We start from the raw sequence: 16,761 nt of genomic DNA, 5'->3' as shown, positions 1-16,761 counted from the left end.
CGTGCGTGCCAGGTGCGCCGCGGCCTTTCAGCGCGCTTGTGGCGAGTTGCTCGTGCTGCTCGTTCCTGTTGAGTGTGTTTGCTGTGGAGTGGAGGACGCCGTCATTTGCGGCGTGTGTGCAAAGAAAATCAGGCTGTTGTGTGCCACGCCTTTCCGTGCGGAGCAACAGGCGCCGGCATTAGTGGACATCGATGGGACCGCGACGTTGGAAGTCGTGGCAGCGGGCCCGTACCGTGAGGAACTCAGCCAGGCGTTGTTGTCGTTCAAACGGCTTGGCCAATGGCGCTTGGCGAATGTCCTGGGCGCGTGCCTGGCACGGGCGGTGGGAGCTGCCGCCGGTGGAAAAGCAAGCTACTGCCTTGTTCCGGTGCCCAGCAGCGGAGCAGCTTTCAGGAAGCGTGGTTTCAGCCCCGTGCAACTCCTCCTGGCCAGTACGCGGCGCCGCCGATTGCTCCCGGACTTTCCGGTAGTGGACGTCCTGCGGAAACGCCCCGAACCTGTGCTGCTTATCCGTAGGGGAGCTTCGCCGCGGAGTATCCACCAGTACCTCGCCGGCGTTCTCGGAAGAAGCGGCGGTATCAGGAAAGCCGGAGGACAGAAGGGCTTGGGGCGCGGAGAACGGGCCAGGAGGGTCGCCGGCTCCATGCAGGTGCCGTCCCGGTCCACGAAGAAGATCAACGGGCAAAAGCTCTTGATCATTGACGATGTTCTGACCACCGGGGCGACGCTCGCCGAATCAGCCAGAGCGCTGTCCGCAGCCGGCGGCATCGTGTGCGGAGCCATCGTGTTGGCGGCCACGAGGCCACCAGCCTACGCCTCCGGGCCGGTCGGCGACGAGTCCCCGGAGTCCTTGTGACCAAATCAAAAAATAAGTTGCCAAAGGATGAATAACTCGTGCCGATGAACTAACGTCGGTTGTGGGTACCAAGAACAGATGTACCTGTCGATAGCGGCTCGGAAAGGGGCTCGACTGTCTGTCAGACCGGCCCCAAGAAGCGTCGTTGTCGTGTCACCTGAGTTATTGGAGGGCACCATGGAGTTCATGATCAGCGGACGAAATCTGACAGTTTCCGACCGCTTCCGCGAATATGCCGGCGAGAAGATCTCAAAGATTGAATCCCTGGGGGACAAGGTCCAGCGGGTTGACGCCAAGGTTTCCAAGGAGACCAATCCCCGGCAGACGCCCGGCCAGCTTACCGTTGAAGTGACAGTCTTGGGCCGAGGCCCTGTTATTCGTGCCGAAGCCACAGCCGCTGACAAATTTGCTGCCTTCGATCTCGCCTACAACAAGCTTCTTGAGCGTCTGCGGCGGGCGAAGGACAGGAAGAAGGTGCACCACGGGCGCCACACGCCCAAGGCCGTTCGCGAAGCAACGGCATCCCTGGAGCCTGCCAGTACAACGGCTCCCATTTACGAGGTGGCCGGTAACAGCGAAACCGCTGCAGCCGAACCCGACGAGCGGTCGCCGTACGAGATCGAAAACGATATTCCCGCCGGTGATTCCCCCGTGCTTATCCGCCGGAAGGTTTTCCCGGCAGCCTCGCTCACGCTCGACGACGCCGTCGACAACATGGAACTCGTGGGTCACAACTTCTACCTGTTCCTTGATAAGGAAACCAACGCACCCTCCGTTGTGTACCGTCGAAGCGGCTGGACCTATGGTGTGATCTCCCTCGATTCCACCTGTGAGCCCGGCCAGGAGGCCGTCGAAGAGAAGATCCACGCGTACCGCTCGGACGACCAAGCAGCAAGCGCACGGTAATCGGCGCGCTGCTTGTAGTGAAAGGACTCCCATGACCGTTTCGCTGAGCCTGTCACAGGCGCGGCGGATGGCTTTGGAGGCCCAAGGATTAGCAAGGGTCCGGCCCACCACCCCCGTAACAGCGAGGGCGGTGGGCCGGACTTTTGCCCAATTGCAGTTGGTGCAGATCGATTCGGTCAATGTCCTTGCCCGCAGTCACTACCTGCCCTTCTTTTCCCGGTTGGGTAACTATGACACCGCGATCCTGCAGACGATGGCAGGGAGGGCGCCTCGAAGAATGATGGAGTACTGGGCCCATGAAGCCAGTTTCATCAGGCCGGAACATTTCCCCGATCTGCTTGCCTGGCAGAAGCGGTACTGGGTGGGCGCCCACTCGTTGGACGAGGAGGTGCGAATTGACATGGAAAACCGCATCCTCGCAGTACTGGCGACGAGCAGGCCGATGACCGCCTCGGAACTGACAGCCAAGTTGGGACATGATGAAGTCCAGGACCGGGCGAACTGGGGTTGGAACTGGAACGTCGTCAAACGCGTTCTTGAACATCTCTTCGAGGAAGGGCGCGTTTCAGCCGCTGCCCGAACCGCCCAGTTTGAACGCCGGTACGCCCTGACGTCCCGTGTGTACCCCGGAGGAACACCGGAGTGGATGGATCCCGACGCATCCATGGACCGCTTGATCGAAGCAGCGGCGAAGGCTCATGGCATTGGTACGGTCCGGTGCTTCGCAGACTACTTTCGTACGCCGACCAAAGCCGGACAGGCCTCCGTGGAACGGCTCCAGAGGGCCGGCCGACTCGAGCGCGTCACCGTGAAGGGCTGGGACCGCGACGTTTTCCGGCATGTTGACGCAAAAATACCGCGCCGGGCAGAAGGGCGCGCGCTCCTCAGTCCCTTCGATTCGCTGGTTTTCGAACGGCGCCGCCTTGAAGAACTCTTCGGCTTCCACTACCGGATCGAGATCTACACGCCTGCGGCCAAGCGGCGTTTCGGCTACTACGTGTTGCCATTCCTACTTCGCGAAGGGATCGTTGCGCGGGTAGACCTGAAGGCTGACCGGCCAGGGGGCAGGCTGTTGGTTCGCTCTGCCCATGCCGAACCCTCGGCGCCCTCGGATACTGCTGAGGAACTGGCAGCAGAGCTGTGCCTCATGGGGGATTGGCTTGGGCTTCAGGAAGTGGTGGTGTCACCTGTCGGAGACTTGGCCCGGACGCTCAACGAGGCCATAGCGGCCCGTCGCCACTCCCAAGATCCGCTCGGCGGGCGCGTCAATCCGCTGACAGGGGAAACAGGCTACGTGGCCTTGGTCTCTCCCGTAGACTGAAACAGCCAGAATTCGGCAGCATGAGACTGGGAGCAATTTCACGTGGCATCACTAATCGAAAAACTTCTCCGCACGGGTGACAAAAAAACCCTGAAGCAACTGCGGAACTATGCCGATTCCATCAATGCCCTTGAAGACTCATTCAAGACGTTCTCAGATGCCGAACTCCGTGAAGAGACCGACCGGCTCCGCGCCCGTCACCAAGACGGAGAAACCCTCAACGATCTTCTCCCCGAGGCCTTCGCTGCAGTTCGGGAGGCTTCGTCCAGGACCCTGGGAATGCGCCACTTCGACGTACAGCTCATGGGTGGCGCCGCACTCCACCTGGGCAACATTGCCGAAATGAAGACCGGTGAAGGTAAAACACTCGTCGCAACGGCGCCTGCCTACCTGAATGCTTTGACCGGCAAGGGCGTCCATGTTGTGACGGTCAACGATTACCTTGCCGAGTACCAATCCGAACTGATGGGCCGCGTCTACCGCTTCCTGGGCCTCACCAGCGGATGCATCCTGTCCAACCAGGATCCGGCCTTGCGCAGGGAACAGTACGCTGCGGACATCACGTACGGCACCAATAACGAGTTCGGATTCGATTACCTGCGCGACAACATGGCCTGGGATGCCAGCGAGCTCGTGCAACGAGGACACCATTTCGCGATTGTTGATGAAGTCGACTCCATCCTGATCGACGAGGCACGTACACCGCTGATCATCTCCGGCCCCGCCCAGGGGGACACCAACCGCTGGTACAGCGAGTTCGCCAAGGTTGTTCTTCGCCTCCAGCCGGACGTTGACTACGAGGTCGACGAAAAGAAGCGCACGGTAGGCGTGCTGGAATCCGGCATCGAAAAAGTCGAGGACTACCTCGGCATCCAGAACCTGTACGAATCAGCCAACACTCCTTTGATCGGTTTCCTCAACAACGCCATCAAGGCCAAGGAGCTTTTCAAGCGGGATAAGGACTACGTCATCCTGGACGGCGAAGTGCTGATCGTTGACGAACATACCGGACGTATCCTCGCCGGGCGCCGCTACAACGAGGGCATGCACCAAGCGATCGAGGCCAAGGAAAACGTCGAGATCAAGGCAGAGAACCAGACTCTCGCCACCGTCACCCTGCAGAACTACTTCCGCATGTATTCCAAGCTGTCCGGCATGACCGGCACGGCTGAGACGGAAGCCGCAGAGTTCATGAGCACCTACAAGCTGGGCGTAGTAGCCATCCCGACCAACCGGGACATGCAGCGCATCGACCAGCCTGACCTCGTCTACAAGAACGAAATCGTGAAGTTCGACGCGGTGGTCAAGGACATCGCCGAGCGGCATGAGAAGGGCCAGCCCGTCCTTGTGGGCACAACCAGCGTGGAGAAGAGCGAATATCTCTCCAAGTTGCTGGGTAAAGAGGGCATCCGCCACGAGGTACTCAATGCAAAGAACCACGCCCGGGAAGCCTCGATCGTGGCACAAGCGGGTCGTAAAGGCGCAGTGACTGTTGCTACCAACATGGCAGGCCGCGGCACGGACATCATGTTGGGCGGAAACGCCGAGTTCACTGCGATTGCCGAGTTGGCCAAGCGCGGACTCGACCCCGAGGAAAACTCGGACGAGTACGAGGCCGCTTGGCCGGAGGCGCTCGCCGCGGCCAAGCAAGCCGTCAAGGATGAGCATGAGGAAGTGTTGGATCTGGGCGGTCTCTACGTCCTGGGCACTGAGCGCCACGAATCCCGCCGCATCGACAACCAGCTTCGCGGACGGTCCGGCCGTCAAGGTGATCCCGGTGAGTCCCGCTTCTACCTCTCCCTGACCGATGACCTCATGAGGCTGTTCAACTCCGGTGCAGCCGAAAGGCTCATGAACAGTTCGGTCCCGGACGACGTTGCCCTGGAATCGAAGCTCGTGTCCCGAGCCATCGCCTCGGCCCAAAGCCAAGTGGAAGCCCGCAACGCGGAACAGCGCAAGAACGTCCTCAAATACGATGATGTCCTGAACCGCCAGCGCGAGGCTATCTACGGTGACCGCCGTCGGATCCTTGAGGGGGACGATCTCCACGAAAAGGTTCAGTTCTTCCTGGAAGACACCATTAACGCCCTGATTGACGCCGCGACTGCCGAAGGTACCGGCGACGATTGGGACTTCAACCAGCTCTGGTCGAACCTTAAGACCCTTTACCCGGCAACGGTCACCGCCCAGGACATCATTGATGAGGCTGGAGGCAAGTCCAAGGTTACGGTCGAGTTCCTGAGGAATGAGATCCTCTCCGACGCGAAGTTGGTCTACCAGGCACGCGAAGAAGCTATCGGCTCTGAAAGCATGCGTGAGCTTGAACGTCGCGTCGTCCTTTCGGTCTTGGGACGGAAGTGGCAAGAGCACCTTTACGAGATGGATTACCTCAAGGAAGGCATCGGCCTGAGGGCGATGGCGCAGAGGGACCCGTTGGTGGAGTATCAGCGCGAGGGCTATGTCATGTTCCAGAGCATGATGGAGGCCATCCGCGAAGAGAGCATTGGGTTCCTCTATAACCTCGAGGTAGAGGTAACCCCGGCGGAAGACGTTGTGGTGGCCGACGACTCTGTTGGTGGCACGCATACCGAGCACCACGAGCCTCAAATCCGGGCAGCAGGCCTCGAAGCGCCTGAGAAGCCGGCTCAGCTGCAGTACACGGCGCCCGGCGAAGACGGAGGAACCCAGACGCGCATTGAGGGAAGGTCTTCAGGCCGTTCGGGAAACCCGGCGAAGGCAGCCACCCAGGAACCGCGGAAGCCCGCTAAGAAGAAGCGGCGTTAGTTCGGTTCGTTCGAATCGTGAGAGTCCGGGATCGTTCAATGCGAGCGATCCCGGACTTCTTCTTGCCTGATCGCGAGCGGTTCATCCAATCTCGAGCGCGGTCACCTGCCACACATCGTCCATCAGTTCCAGCCGGATTGCCAAAGCCCGGCAGCGTTGCTCTTCCGCCACCACGACTGAGGCCTCACAGATGGTGTCGGAAATGCTGCACACACGTACCGAGCGCACCATGGGGCTGAGGTGGATGCGTTGTGATGCGCGCGATTTCGCGGCGTGTTCACGGGTCAAGGCAGCTCTGTGTTGAAGCGAAAAATAGCAGTCATCAGACAAGGAAACTGCCAACTGTTGTATAGGACGCGTTCCGGCAAGCACCTCCACGACTGCCTGGGCTATGCTGCGGGCAACCAACCGGACATCGATACTGTTGCCGCCGGAGCCGCGGACCGGCAGCCTGCGTTTCGGTTTTGGCCTGGCGCCCAGTCGTTGGGTAGTGCTTACGCTCATGGTCCATCCTCAGAAAGTTGCTTGAGGGAGCCGGGCATGGGGTTTGCCTGGCTCCAGTGCTATCTGGGATGACCCTGAAAGGGGTGAAATTGGATCTAAATGCCCCTGAGCGGGCAGATTTGCTGGAGTGGGACGAATGGTCAGGTTCGCGGCGGAGGTTTCAGGACCTGTCCGGGATGGAGGACCGCAGGGTCCTCGCCGATCGTTGTTTTGTTGGCCGCGTACCACTTGGGCCACTCGAGGGCGATATCGAGATCACTGGCGAATGGTCCTGACCTGCTGGCCGCGATGGACCATAGGGTGTCGCCCGGCATGACAACAACGCCTTCATCGTCCGAAGCTCGTGGCGTTGCCACGCGTGCAGAAGACCGACTGAGTAAACCCGGGTCGATGATTGGAGCCTTGGGCTTCCACCCGGGTGTCACGTTCAGGCCTGTCTTCGTCCAAGCGGCATCGGGTGACTGTGCTGTGGACGTGCTTCTCCACCCCGGATCGGGAACAGAAGCGGCGAAGGCCGCGGTGCCTCCTAGAAGATTCACGCTCAGAACGGCTGCTCCGATGCGAATCATGAAAGCAGGGGTGGCTTTGGAGGCGACTCGCGCGGCAGTACTTTGGCCGGTTCGTTTCAAGACATTCGCCATGAGGCCGAGAACAAAGGAAAGTAACCACCAGGACACGACAGCCAGACCCGCGAGGTTCGCGCCGAGGCCGAAGAGCTGGTCAAACGTCAGTGCGTCAATCGGCACCGCTTTTATACGTGGCCAAGGGCCGCCGACAACCACCAAAAGGCAACCGATGAACAAGATGGCAATGGCCAACGCGGCGTCGTTCCGAAGTGGTCTTAGTTCCTGGCTCATCGGACTCGTGCTCCCCACAGCAGTTTGATGTCATTTGATGCAATTAGTTCAGTTTGAACTTCTTTGATGCACTATGTCCAATTGTTACGCGCCGTGGTGTTGCTGCTTGTTTCTTCAGAGCCTAGCCTGAGCAGATGAGATGGGACTCTCTTTTCGGTGACATGGAGGCGCAATTTTTTGCTGACCGCACGTTGGCGCGGGAAGCAGAGGTTGCCGAACGTGCCCGCGTGGAGGTCGCGCAGTTCGAACTCGCCGACAGGCTCCGCGGCGCCCTCGGGCGCGAAGTCTCGATCACGCTAAACAATGGCAGCAAGGAAGCCGGTTCATTGGGGCGGGTCGGGGCGGACTGGTTGGTGCTCAACACTGCCACCCGTCAGTGGCTCATTCCGTTGCATTCCGTGAGCTATTTCGAGAATCTTGGCAGGCTGGCCCGGAAGCCTGTGAATGGGCCCGCTTTGGTATTTCCCTTGGCCAGTGCCCTTCGGGGCCTCGCCCGCGAAAGGCAGAGTGTTGAGGTCCATGTGGCGGCAGGCGCTGCGGGGCGTGTGCTCAGCGGAGTCATCGACAGGGTGGGCAAGGACTTCCTGGAGATCGCTGTCACAGGAGGAGAGGCGCGCCGTGCCACCGCCGTGACTGCTGTAGCTACCGTGGCCTTTAGGTCTCTGCTCGGGGTGCGCTCTGCTTCGCGACGCGAGTATTAGAGGAAGGTGGACCACTGCCGCTTTCAGGCAGATTTGGACCTGGATTTCTCGATCATCCGGCTCGCCTCGGCATAGCGCTCTTCGATGTACTGCTCCAACATCTTTTCTTCGATCCGCCACTGGCCGCGGCCGCCTACTTGTATGGCCTTGAGTTCTCCGCTCCTAACGAGCGCGTAGGCCTGGGGCGAGTTGATCTGGAGTTGTTCGGCAACGTCGGCCAAGGTCAAGAAACGGGGCATGGGACCATTTTGCCATCGAAATGCAGGCTTTGGTGCAGTTATCCACAGTTTCATGCTTTTCATGGCTCTTCGGTTGGGCTTGGTGCTGGAATCCCCGGACAATGAGGTGGCGGAACAGCCGCATGTCACAACTGACGGGGGAGCATGAATGATGGAGCAGGGGTCACCTACCGGAACGGCGCGATTGAAAGCCCCTTCATGGAAGGACCCCAGGCTCCTCATCGGGATTCTGTTGGTCTTGCTGTCCGTGTCAGGAGTCGTGGCCGTTATCGGCTCCGCTGACAAGACCAACAAGCTGTACGCGGCTAAGGAGCCAATCGCTGTGGGCCAGTCCATAAGTGCCGATGACTTCGAAGCGGTTGATGTGCGTTTGGGAGATGTGGAGGCGTTCTACCTAACGGTTTCAGCCGGCCTTGCAGAAGGCGACGTGGCGCTTCAGCGGATCGAAAAGCACCAGTTGGTGCCTCGTCAAAGCCTCGGGCGGGCCGATGCTTTGGACCGCAAACCCGTGGCCATCCCTGTGGAGACAGCGCTGCCGGACCAAGTAGTTCCCGGGGCCAGGGTGGACGTCTGGGTTTCGAAACCGGACTCTGCACGCGGCTTCGACAGGCCGGTCCTGTTGCTCCCCGGGGCGGAAGTGACCGCGGTTGCGCCCGGTTCCAGTGCTTTGGGGGCGTCCAAGTCAACAGTTCTCCTGGTCCTTGTGACAGATCAACAGATGCCCGAGCTGCTGGGCGCGCAGGCTAACGGCGCAAAGGTATCCGCGGTCTGGAACCCTTCAGGCGCTCGGCAATGAGCATTCCGGTAGTCACCTTCGGCCCCGACCAACAGTTCGTGGTGGGTGGGCTTGAGCGATTGCACGGTCCGGTCACCGTCGTTCGGCGCTGCACGGAACTGACGGAGCTGCTCGCAGCATGCGAAAGTGGCTTGGCCATGGCCGCCGTCATTTCGGCCGACACCTCGGACCTCTCGTCCAGCCTCGTGGAGAGATTGGACGCCGTGGGTGTCTCCGTTGTCGTGCTGACAGATGACGCTGAGGAAATGCTCCGACTGGAAGCGATCGGCGTGCTGCCGGAGCGGGCGGACATAGCCGCCGCCGACCTTGCCGACCGCATTTCCCGTGCGGTTGACCGGCAGAGGGAGAGCCCCCGTGCTGCTGCGGGAACGGCTTTCGCCGGGCTCTTCCCGGATGCGGAGGTGCAGCTGCCTGCAGCTGAGGTGGTCCGGGAGGGCGCAGGGCGGGTCATCGCAGTGTGGGGACCGGTGGGAGCGCCAGGGAGGACCACGGTTGCGGTCAATGTCGCTGCCGAACTGGCTGCCCGGGGAAGCTCAGTCATTCTTGCGGATGCGGACAGCTATGGTGCCAGTGCATCAGCCATGCTGGGTCTGCTTGATGAATCTGCTGGGCTTGCCCAGGCGTGCCGCTTGGCAGATCAGGGTGTCCTTGACGTCGCTGGACTCACCCGCATAGCGGAGGTGGTGCATGTGCGGGGTAACAGCTTCCGTCTCCTTGGGGGCGTTACCCGCGCTGATCGATGGACCGAACTCCGGCCTTCTGCCCTGTCAGCCGTAGTGGAGCGGGCCAAGCAGCTTGCGGACGTTGTGGTGGTGGATGTCGGGTTTTGCCTGGAGGCTGACGAGGAATTGAGCTTCGACTCCATGACCCCGCGCAGGAACGGAGCCGCATTGAAAATCATGGAGCTCGCAGACGAGGTCATTGCAGTCGGAGCGGCGGATGCCGTGGGCATCCCGAGGCTCGTCCGAGGACTTGGGGAGCTGAAGGACACCGCTGAACAGGCCAACATTCGGGTGGTCCTCAATAAGGTCAGGCAATCTTCGGTAGGGCGGGGACCAAGGCAACAACTGCTGCAAGCCTGGGAACGGTTCGGGCCGGGCATGGCCATTTCCGCTTACCTGCCCTCAGACCCTGCTGCCTGCGATGCGGCGCTCCTGTCGGGAACGGTGCTCCTGGAGTCCGCCCCCGACTCCGCACTCCGTAAAGCCATTGCGGAGCTGTCCTGTGCAGATATCCAGCATAATCGAGAATCCGCTGGACGAAATACCAGAGCCCTTGGGTTCCTTAAGCGCTAGGCTCATTTTGTGGGCTGCAGAGTCGCAGCAATCAACAGGTGATGGAGGCGTTTGTAGATGTCGTCAGGGTCCAGTGTGGAGGATCGGTCCGATGCAGCAGTTGTCCGCGAAGGTTTCTTCGGTGACTACTACGAGCACCTCGCAGAGGAGGATTCCCGAGGCTACTCTCCTGAGGTCCTGATTGCCCGGGCCAACAAGCACAAGGAGCTGGCGTCCTCCCGCCTGCCAGGAAATGCAGTAGTAGAAGTCGTTGGGGAGGCGGATCGAAGCGTCGTCTACATTGTCACGGACGATATGCCTTTCCTCGTCGACTCGGTCAACGCTGAACTGGTGCGGCAGAACTGCGCCATCCGCCTGGTCATGCACCCCCTGTTCGTGGCTACCCGCAACCGTGAAACCGGGGATCTGGCCAGCGTTTCGCGCGTCCCCTCCAACGTCGGAATCTCCAGCGGCGACACCGCAGCATTGCCCAGCGTGGCGCACTTGCTGGGGAACGGCGACAACGCCTCGCACATGGAATCCTGGATCGCCGTCGAAATTGACCGCGTGAATGACGACGCGCGGAAAGAGCTGGTCGAGGGCCTGCAGCGCGTCTTGGGGGACGTCCGCGCCGCCGTCGAGGACTGGCCGAAGATGCGGAGCAAAGCCCTGGAACTTGCCGAGGCTTTGGGCACCGTTTCGCACCCGGAGCAAATTGCCGAACTCCGCCAGGCCCAGGACCTCCTGCGATGGTTGGACAAGGGCAACTTCACGTTCCTCGGATACCGGGAGTACGACCTCATCAATGAGGACGGCGAGGATGTCCTGGAGCTTCGCGAGGACAGCGGCCTGGGCTTGCTGCGTGCAGGCGACAATACCCGGCAAATCCAACACCTTACCGACGCCGGCCGTAAGCGTGCGCGGGAGAAGCGGGCGCTGGTCATCACCAAAGCCAACTCCCGATCGACCGTTCACCGTCCGGCATACCTTGACTACATTGGCGTGAAGAGCTTCGATGCCGCCGGCAACGTCAACGGCGAGCGCCGCTTCATTGGCCTTTTTGCCACGAGTGCGTATACAGGATCCGTTCGGAACATCCCCATCGTCCGGGACAAGGTGGATGCCGTGCTTCGCAACGCGGGGTTCCCCATTGACTCCCATTCGGGCAAGGACCTCCTGGGCATCCTGGAGACCTACCCGCGCGACGAACTCTTCCAGATCGAGGTTCCCGACCTCGCCGCCACAGCGACGGGAATCCAGCGGCTGCAGGAGCGCCGCAGGACCAAGCTCTTCCTGCGCCCCGACATCTACGGCAGATTCATGTCTGCCGTGGTGTACCTGCCGCGCGACCGCTACACCACCAGCGTCCGCCTCAGGATCGAGCAGGAGCTGCGGGAAACCTTCCAGGCCGAAAGCATTGACTACGAGGCAAGGATCACCGAGTCGGCCCTAGCCCGTGTGTTCTTCCGGATCCGGCTACCCCGAACAGCCGAATTGGCAGAAGTGAACGTTGCGGAGCTGGAACACCGGTTGATGCGCGCCTCCCGTTCATGGAGCGAAGGCATAGCCGAAGTCCTCCGCGAGAACCGGCCCGCAGAAGAAGCGGACGTACTGTCAGGGTTGTGGGCCGAAGCTTTCCCTGCCGGCTACCGCGTGGACTACGAGGTGGAGGACGCCCTCGAGGACATCGAACGCTTCGAGAAGTATGGCGCCCAGGCGGAACGCAACGGGGAAACCAACGCGAACCTGCGTCCGGGTGTCCATGTCTACCTTCCGGAGGGGGCGGGAGAGTCCCTTGAAGAAGACGCCCGCGTCAAGCTGTACCTCATGGAGCCTAAGAGCCTCAGTCAGATCCTTCCTTACTTCCACAACCTGGGCTTGGAAGTGCTCGATGAACGGCCCTTCGAAATCGAAACCGCCGACCACCGCGACTTCTTCCTCTATGACCTTGGCCTGAAGTACCCCACAGGTATTGATCCTCTCGCCACGGGCAACCTCTTGGCTGATTCCTTCGGCGCCGCGGTGACAGGTGCAGTCGAGTCCGACGACTTTGACCGCTTGGTGCTCCGGGAAGGGATGCACTGGCGCCGGGTCACGGTGCTTCGCGCGTATGCCAAATACATGCGCCAAATGGGCAACACGAACTCGTTCGGGTTCATTGCCGACACCTTGTTGTCCAACCCTGAAGTCGCCCGCGGACTGACTGTACTCTTTGCTGCACGGTTCGATCCCGAGGTTTCAGACGACGAACGCGAGGAACGCCAGGCTGCCGCCCGCACCGCCCTCGCCGAAGCAATCGAAGACGTTGCGACGCTGGATGCTGACCGTGTCCTGCGGACCTTCGTCAACCTGATCGAGTCGACGCTTCGCACCAATTACTTCCAGAACAAGGGCTACCTCAGCTTCAAACTTGATCCGACGAGCATCGAGGGATTGCCCTTCCCGCGGCCGATGTACGAAATCTGGGTTTACTCGCCACGGGTCGAAGGTGTCCACCTCCGCTTTGGCAAGGTGGCGCGTGGCGGCCTCCGTTGGTCCGACCGCCGGGAAGATTTCCGAACGGAGATCCTCGGTCTCGTCAAAGCCCAGACCGTAAAGAACGCCGTCATCGTGCCCACGGGTGCAAAGGGAGGATTCTTCGCCAAGAAGCTTCCGAATCCCACCGTGGACCGCGCCGCGTGGATGGCAGAAGGTATCGAAAGCTACAAGACCTTCATCCGTGGGCTGTTGGACATCACCGATAACCTCGTCACCTCGCCTGAAGGCGAAAAGCTCGTTCCGCCGTCGGACGTTGTCCGGCACGACGGCGACGACTCCTACCTGGTGGTCGCTGCGGACAAGGGAACCGCGACGTTTTCCGATACCGCCAACGGGCTGGCGGCAGAGTATGGTTTCTGGCTGGGTGACGCCTTCGCTTCCGGAGGCTCGGTTGGATATGACCACAAAGCCATGGGCATCACCGCCCGCGGCGCCTGGGAGTCCGTCAAGCGGCACTTCAGCGAACTGGACCTGGACACGCAGACCGAAGAGTTCACGGTGGTGGGTGTCGGGGATATGTCGGGCGATGTTTTCGGCAACGGCATGCTCCTTTCCCGGCACATCCGCTTGGTGGCTGCCTTCGACCACCGGCACATCTTCCTTGACCCGACGCCGGATGCGGCGGCTTCATTCGCCGAGCGGCAGCGCCTGTTCGAATTGCCCAGGTCATCGTGGGACGATTACGACCGCGCGCTCATCAGCGAAGGCGGCGGTGTCTTCCCAAGGCAGGCGAAAACGATTCCTGTCTCCGAGCAGGTCCGCCAGTCACTCGGACTGCCCGACGGAACAACCCAGCTGAGCCCGCCCGAGCTGCTCCGCGCCATCCTGTTGGCACCGGCGGATCTGCTGTACAACGGCGGCATCGGCACCTACATCAAGGCGAGCACGGAGACCAACGCGTCCGTAGGGGACAAGGCAAACGATGCCATCCGCGTCGACGGACGGGACCTGCGGGTCAAGGTCGTCGGTGAAGGCGGAAACCTTGGCCTGACGCAGCGTGGCCGCATCGAGGCCGCCTTGCAAGGCGTCATTCTCAATACGGACGCAATCGACAATTCCGCCGGCGTTGACTGCTCCGACCACGAAGTAAACATCAAGATCTTCGTCGACCGGATGGTGTCCGCCGGGAAGTTGGAGGAGTCCGAACGCTCCCGGTTCCTTGCGGACATGACCGAAGAAGTAGGGCGGCTCGTCCTGCAGGACAACATCGACCAAAACATCCTGTTGCTGAACGACCGCACGCGGGTGGCGGAGTGGAGCCCCAGTTACGAACGGCTTATGGACTGGTTGGAGAAGTCGGCCGACCTCAAGCGGGATCTTGAGGCGCTTCCCTCAACGGACACGCTGAGGCAGCGTCTCGACCAGGGACAGGGACTGACTTCTCCCGAGCTTTCGGTCCTTGCTGCTTACGCAAAGATCGAGCTGGCATCCGCGCTGCGTGAGAGCGACCTTTCAGAAGATCCTTGGTTCAAGGACACCATCCGCCAGTACTTCCCCAAGCAACTGCGCGAGCGTTTCGATGCGGAACTGGATACCCATCCTTTGCGTCGGGAAATCATCGCGACTGTGGTGGCAAACGACATCATCAACCTCGGGGGCATCACGTTTGCCTTCCGTGCCATTGAGGAGACGTCCGCCAACGAGGCCGCCGTCGCCAAAGCGTTCGTTGCCCTTCGGGAAATCTATGAGCTCGATTCGATGGTGGACGAGCTGAACGCGTTGCCGGCATCCTTCCCCACGGAGCATTGGAGCGAGATCCACTTGGACATCCGCAGGCTCCTTGACCGGGCCGTTCGCTGGGTGCTGGGGCAAGGTATCGCATCCCAACCGATCGCCGACGTCGTGGATTCCTTCAAACCGATGATGGTGCCGCTGCGTGCCCGGCTCCTGGACTACCTTCGTGGAGACGACAAGGCCCGCGTGGCCGAGTGGTTGGAGAAGGCCCTGTCCTGGGACCTCCCGGACCACCTGGCACACCGTTGGGCGGAACTGTTCGAGAGCTACGCCCTCCTGGATATCTCCCGTATAGCCACCTCGCGTAGCGCCGACGTCGAGGACGTGGCCAATGTCTACTACACGGTGTTCAACCGGTTCCATGTGGACGCCCTGCTGGAGCGCATCAGCGCCTTGCCCCGGGATGACCGCTGGCAGGCCCTGGCGCGGGCTGCGTTGCGGGATGATCTCTATTCCACAGTTGCGGACATGACGACGTCGGTGCTTGAGTCGACGGAAAAGGGCGCCTCTGCGGAGGACCGGCTGAAGGCCTGGGAAGGGCAGAATGCTGAACAACTCGGGCGGGCGAAGACCATGTTCGACGAAGTGAACGCACTCGAGGCCGATGACATGGCCTCACTGTCGGTAGCATTAAGGCTCTTGAGGTCAATCGTCCGACGCTAGCTGTCAGCCGGCGTCGAAAATGGAGGTGCAGTGGCAATCTTTACGGACCCCATCAGGGAACACGCTGATTTCGGGCCTGGAGATGCCGAATGGCTGCACCTCCTGGTCGGTGACTGGCAAATGGTCGCCGACTTGGCATTCGCGGACCTCGCACTGTGGTTTCCGCATCCGGAGCTGGGCTACATTGCCCTCGCCCACGTCCGTCCTTCGACATCGCATACGGTGTTCCATGCGGACTTCGTGGGTGAGGGCATCCGCTCGGATCTGAGGCCCCTCGTTGAGAAGGCCTGGAACAGCCGCTCGATCGAACGCTCCAGCGAGACCAGCTGGAGCAGCGAGATGGCATTGCGGGTAGAAGCGGTTCCCATGGTCCGGAACGGCAGGACACTTGCTGTGGTTACGTCGCACATGGACCTGTCCAGTTCCAGGATGCCTTCCAGGCTTGAGCTGACGTATCGTCAGTGCGCCTACGACCTCCTGAGGATGGGAACCCTGGGTCTTTGGCCGGATTTCGCATCGCCCACCGGGTCACGGCGTGGCGCGCCGCGCGTGGGCGACGGACTCATCCGACTCGACGCGGACGGAGTGGTCCAGTACGCAAGCCCGAACGGAGTCTCCGCCTTCCGTCGTCTCGGAGAAGTGGAGTCCCTGGAGGGAAGGTCGCTGGCCGAGGTCACGGCAGGGCTGCTCAAGGACCGCCGGATGGTGGACGAGACGCTCCCGCTGGTAGTAACCGGCCGGATGCCTTGGCGGAGTGAGATCGAATCCCGGGGCGTCAGCCTGTCCCTCCGGGCTATCCCTTTGCGGGATGAGCAGCATCGCTTTGGTGCCCTGGTCCTGTGCCGGGACGTCTCGGAATTGAGGCGGCGAGAGATGGAACTCGTCACCAAGGATGCCACCATTCGGGAGATCCATCACCGCGTCAAGAACAACCTCCAGACTGTTGCTGCCCTCCTGCGGATGCAGTCCCGGCGGATGGTCAGTGATGAGGCGAAGCAGGGACTTGAGCAAGCCATGAGGCGCGTAGCCACGATTGCGCTTGTCCACGAGACCTTGTCGCAGGGACTGACCCAGAGTGTCGACTTCGACGAACTGATTGGCAGGCAGTTCCGGCTTTCAGCCGAGGTCGCTTCGCCATCGCAACATGTCCGCACGGAGCGTTCAGGCATGTTCGGGGAGCTTCCGAGCGATTTTGCGACGCCGCTGGCGTTGGTGATCAACGAATTGGTCACCAACGCCGTGGAGCACGGGCTGGAGGGCCGAACCGGTACCGTGTGGCTCTTGGCCGACCGCACTCCCGGCGAAGGCAACGATGAGTTCTTGACGGTGACCGTCGCCGACGACGGTGTTGGACTTCCCGAAGGGCAATACACGGAAGGGCTGGGTTTGCAGATTGTTCGGACACTCGTCACGAGCGAGCTTGGCGGCTCTATCCAGTGGAGCCCGCGGGACGGCGGCGGTACCGCCGTCGAGATCGTGTTGAATCTGGCCAGGGGATAACTGACACCGTTTCCCGAAAAGCACTGATTCCCCACCGTGGTGGGCAAGAGCGGATCAAAAAGGCTCAGGCCGCGGACCATTCGGTCCG

Annotated in this window: 12 protein-coding genes; 9 read left to right on the top strand and 3 right to left on the bottom strand. The window is 61.1% G+C overall.

The genetic code is table 11. The features are described 5' to 3' along the window. The first annotated feature begins 181 nt into the window (after window positions 1-181). The 4 genes from AUR_RS03830 to secA all read left to right on the top strand — a co-directional run bounded on the left by AUR_RS03830 (window position 182) and on the right by secA (window position 5,867). Entirely contained in the window at window positions 182-856 is a 675-nt protein-coding gene (locus AUR_RS03830) for a ComF family protein (RefSeq protein WP_241650853.1), read from the top strand. A gap of 177 nt (window positions 857-1,033) precedes the next feature. After that, the gene (hpf, locus tag AUR_RS03825; RefSeq protein ID WP_021471868.1) at window positions 1,034-1,762 is read left to right on the top strand and encodes a ribosome hibernation-promoting factor, HPF/YfiA family; all 729 of its coding nucleotides are present in this window, start codon (window positions 1,034-1,036) and stop codon (window positions 1,760-1,762) included. Between the two features lie 31 nt (window positions 1,763-1,793). Continuing rightward, window positions 1,794-3,083 carry a winged helix-turn-helix domain-containing protein gene (locus AUR_RS03820; RefSeq protein WP_062097268.1) on the top strand — a complete coding sequence of 430 codons (1,290 nt, stop codon included), beginning with the start codon at window positions 1,794-1,796 and terminating at the stop codon, window positions 3,081-3,083. A gap of 42 nt (window positions 3,084-3,125) precedes the next feature. After that, complete coding sequence (gene secA / locus AUR_RS03815; RefSeq protein ID WP_021471870.1) at window positions 3,126-5,867, top strand: preprotein translocase subunit SecA; 2,742 nt, start codon at window positions 3,126-3,128, stop codon at window positions 5,865-5,867. Between the two features lie 81 nt (window positions 5,868-5,948). Here the strand turns inward: secA and AUR_RS03810 are convergent, their stop codons facing one another. Together AUR_RS03810 and AUR_RS03805 are read right to left on the bottom strand one after the other, a co-directional pair. After that, window positions 5,949-6,371, bottom strand: a complete 423-nt coding sequence (locus AUR_RS03810; RefSeq protein WP_062097266.1) for an Rv3235 family protein — start codon at window positions 6,369-6,371, stop codon at window positions 5,949-5,951. A 140-nt stretch (window positions 6,372-6,511) separates the two neighbouring features. Beyond that, the gene (locus AUR_RS03805; protein ID WP_241650852.1) at window positions 6,512-7,189 is read right to left on the bottom strand and encodes a LysM peptidoglycan-binding domain-containing protein; all 678 of its coding nucleotides are present in this window, start codon (window positions 7,187-7,189) and stop codon (window positions 6,512-6,514) included. A gap of 173 nt (window positions 7,190-7,362) precedes the next feature. Between AUR_RS03805 and AUR_RS03800 the strand changes: the two genes are divergently transcribed. Continuing rightward, the gene (locus AUR_RS03800; RefSeq protein ID WP_031216357.1) at window positions 7,363-7,929 is read left to right on the top strand and encodes a hypothetical protein; all 567 of its coding nucleotides are present in this window, start codon (window positions 7,363-7,365) and stop codon (window positions 7,927-7,929) included. 23 nt (window positions 7,930-7,952) lie between these two features. On the opposite strand, the gene AUR_RS03795 is transcribed toward AUR_RS03800, so the two are convergent. After that, window positions 7,953-8,168 (bottom strand): helix-turn-helix domain-containing protein, encoded by a 216-nt coding sequence (locus tag AUR_RS03795; RefSeq protein WP_021471874.1) that lies wholly within the window; start codon window positions 8,166-8,168, stop codon window positions 7,953-7,955. 151 nt (window positions 8,169-8,319) lie between these two features. Between AUR_RS03795 and AUR_RS03790 the strand changes: the two genes are divergently transcribed. Genes AUR_RS03790 through AUR_RS03775 form a run of 4 tightly spaced genes read left to right on the top strand, consistent with a single transcriptional unit; the run spans window position 8,320 to window position 16,673 of the window. Further along, the gene (locus tag AUR_RS03790; RefSeq protein ID WP_062097262.1) at window positions 8,320-8,964 is read left to right on the top strand and encodes a CpaB family protein; all 645 of its coding nucleotides are present in this window, start codon (window positions 8,320-8,322) and stop codon (window positions 8,962-8,964) included. Further along, the gene (locus tag AUR_RS03785; protein ID WP_062097260.1) at window positions 8,961-10,259 is read left to right on the top strand and encodes a CpaE/TadZ family protein; all 1,299 of its coding nucleotides are present in this window, start codon (window positions 8,961-8,963) and stop codon (window positions 10,257-10,259) included. Before AUR_RS03790 ends, AUR_RS03785 begins: the two co-directional genes overlap by 4 nt. Before the next feature lie 57 nt (window positions 10,260-10,316). After that, window positions 10,317-15,173: an NAD-glutamate dehydrogenase gene (locus tag AUR_RS03780; RefSeq protein ID WP_062097259.1), complete on the top strand. Its 4,857-nt coding sequence runs from the start codon at window positions 10,317-10,319 to the stop codon at window positions 15,171-15,173. Window positions 15,174-15,203: 30 nt separating this feature from the next. Further along, a complete protein-coding gene (locus AUR_RS03775; protein ID WP_021471878.1) occupies window positions 15,204-16,673 on the top strand; it encodes a sensor histidine kinase in 1,470 nt (489 codons plus the stop codon). Window positions 16,674-16,761: the final 88 nt, after the last annotated feature.

This window comes from Paenarthrobacter ureafaciens, assembly GCF_004028095.1.
Taxonomy (GTDB): domain Bacteria; phylum Actinomycetota; class Actinomycetes; order Actinomycetales; family Micrococcaceae; genus Arthrobacter; species Arthrobacter ureafaciens.
The sequence above is the reverse complement of the archived record's forward strand: the minus strand, read 5'-3'. Positions and strand labels throughout refer to the sequence as shown.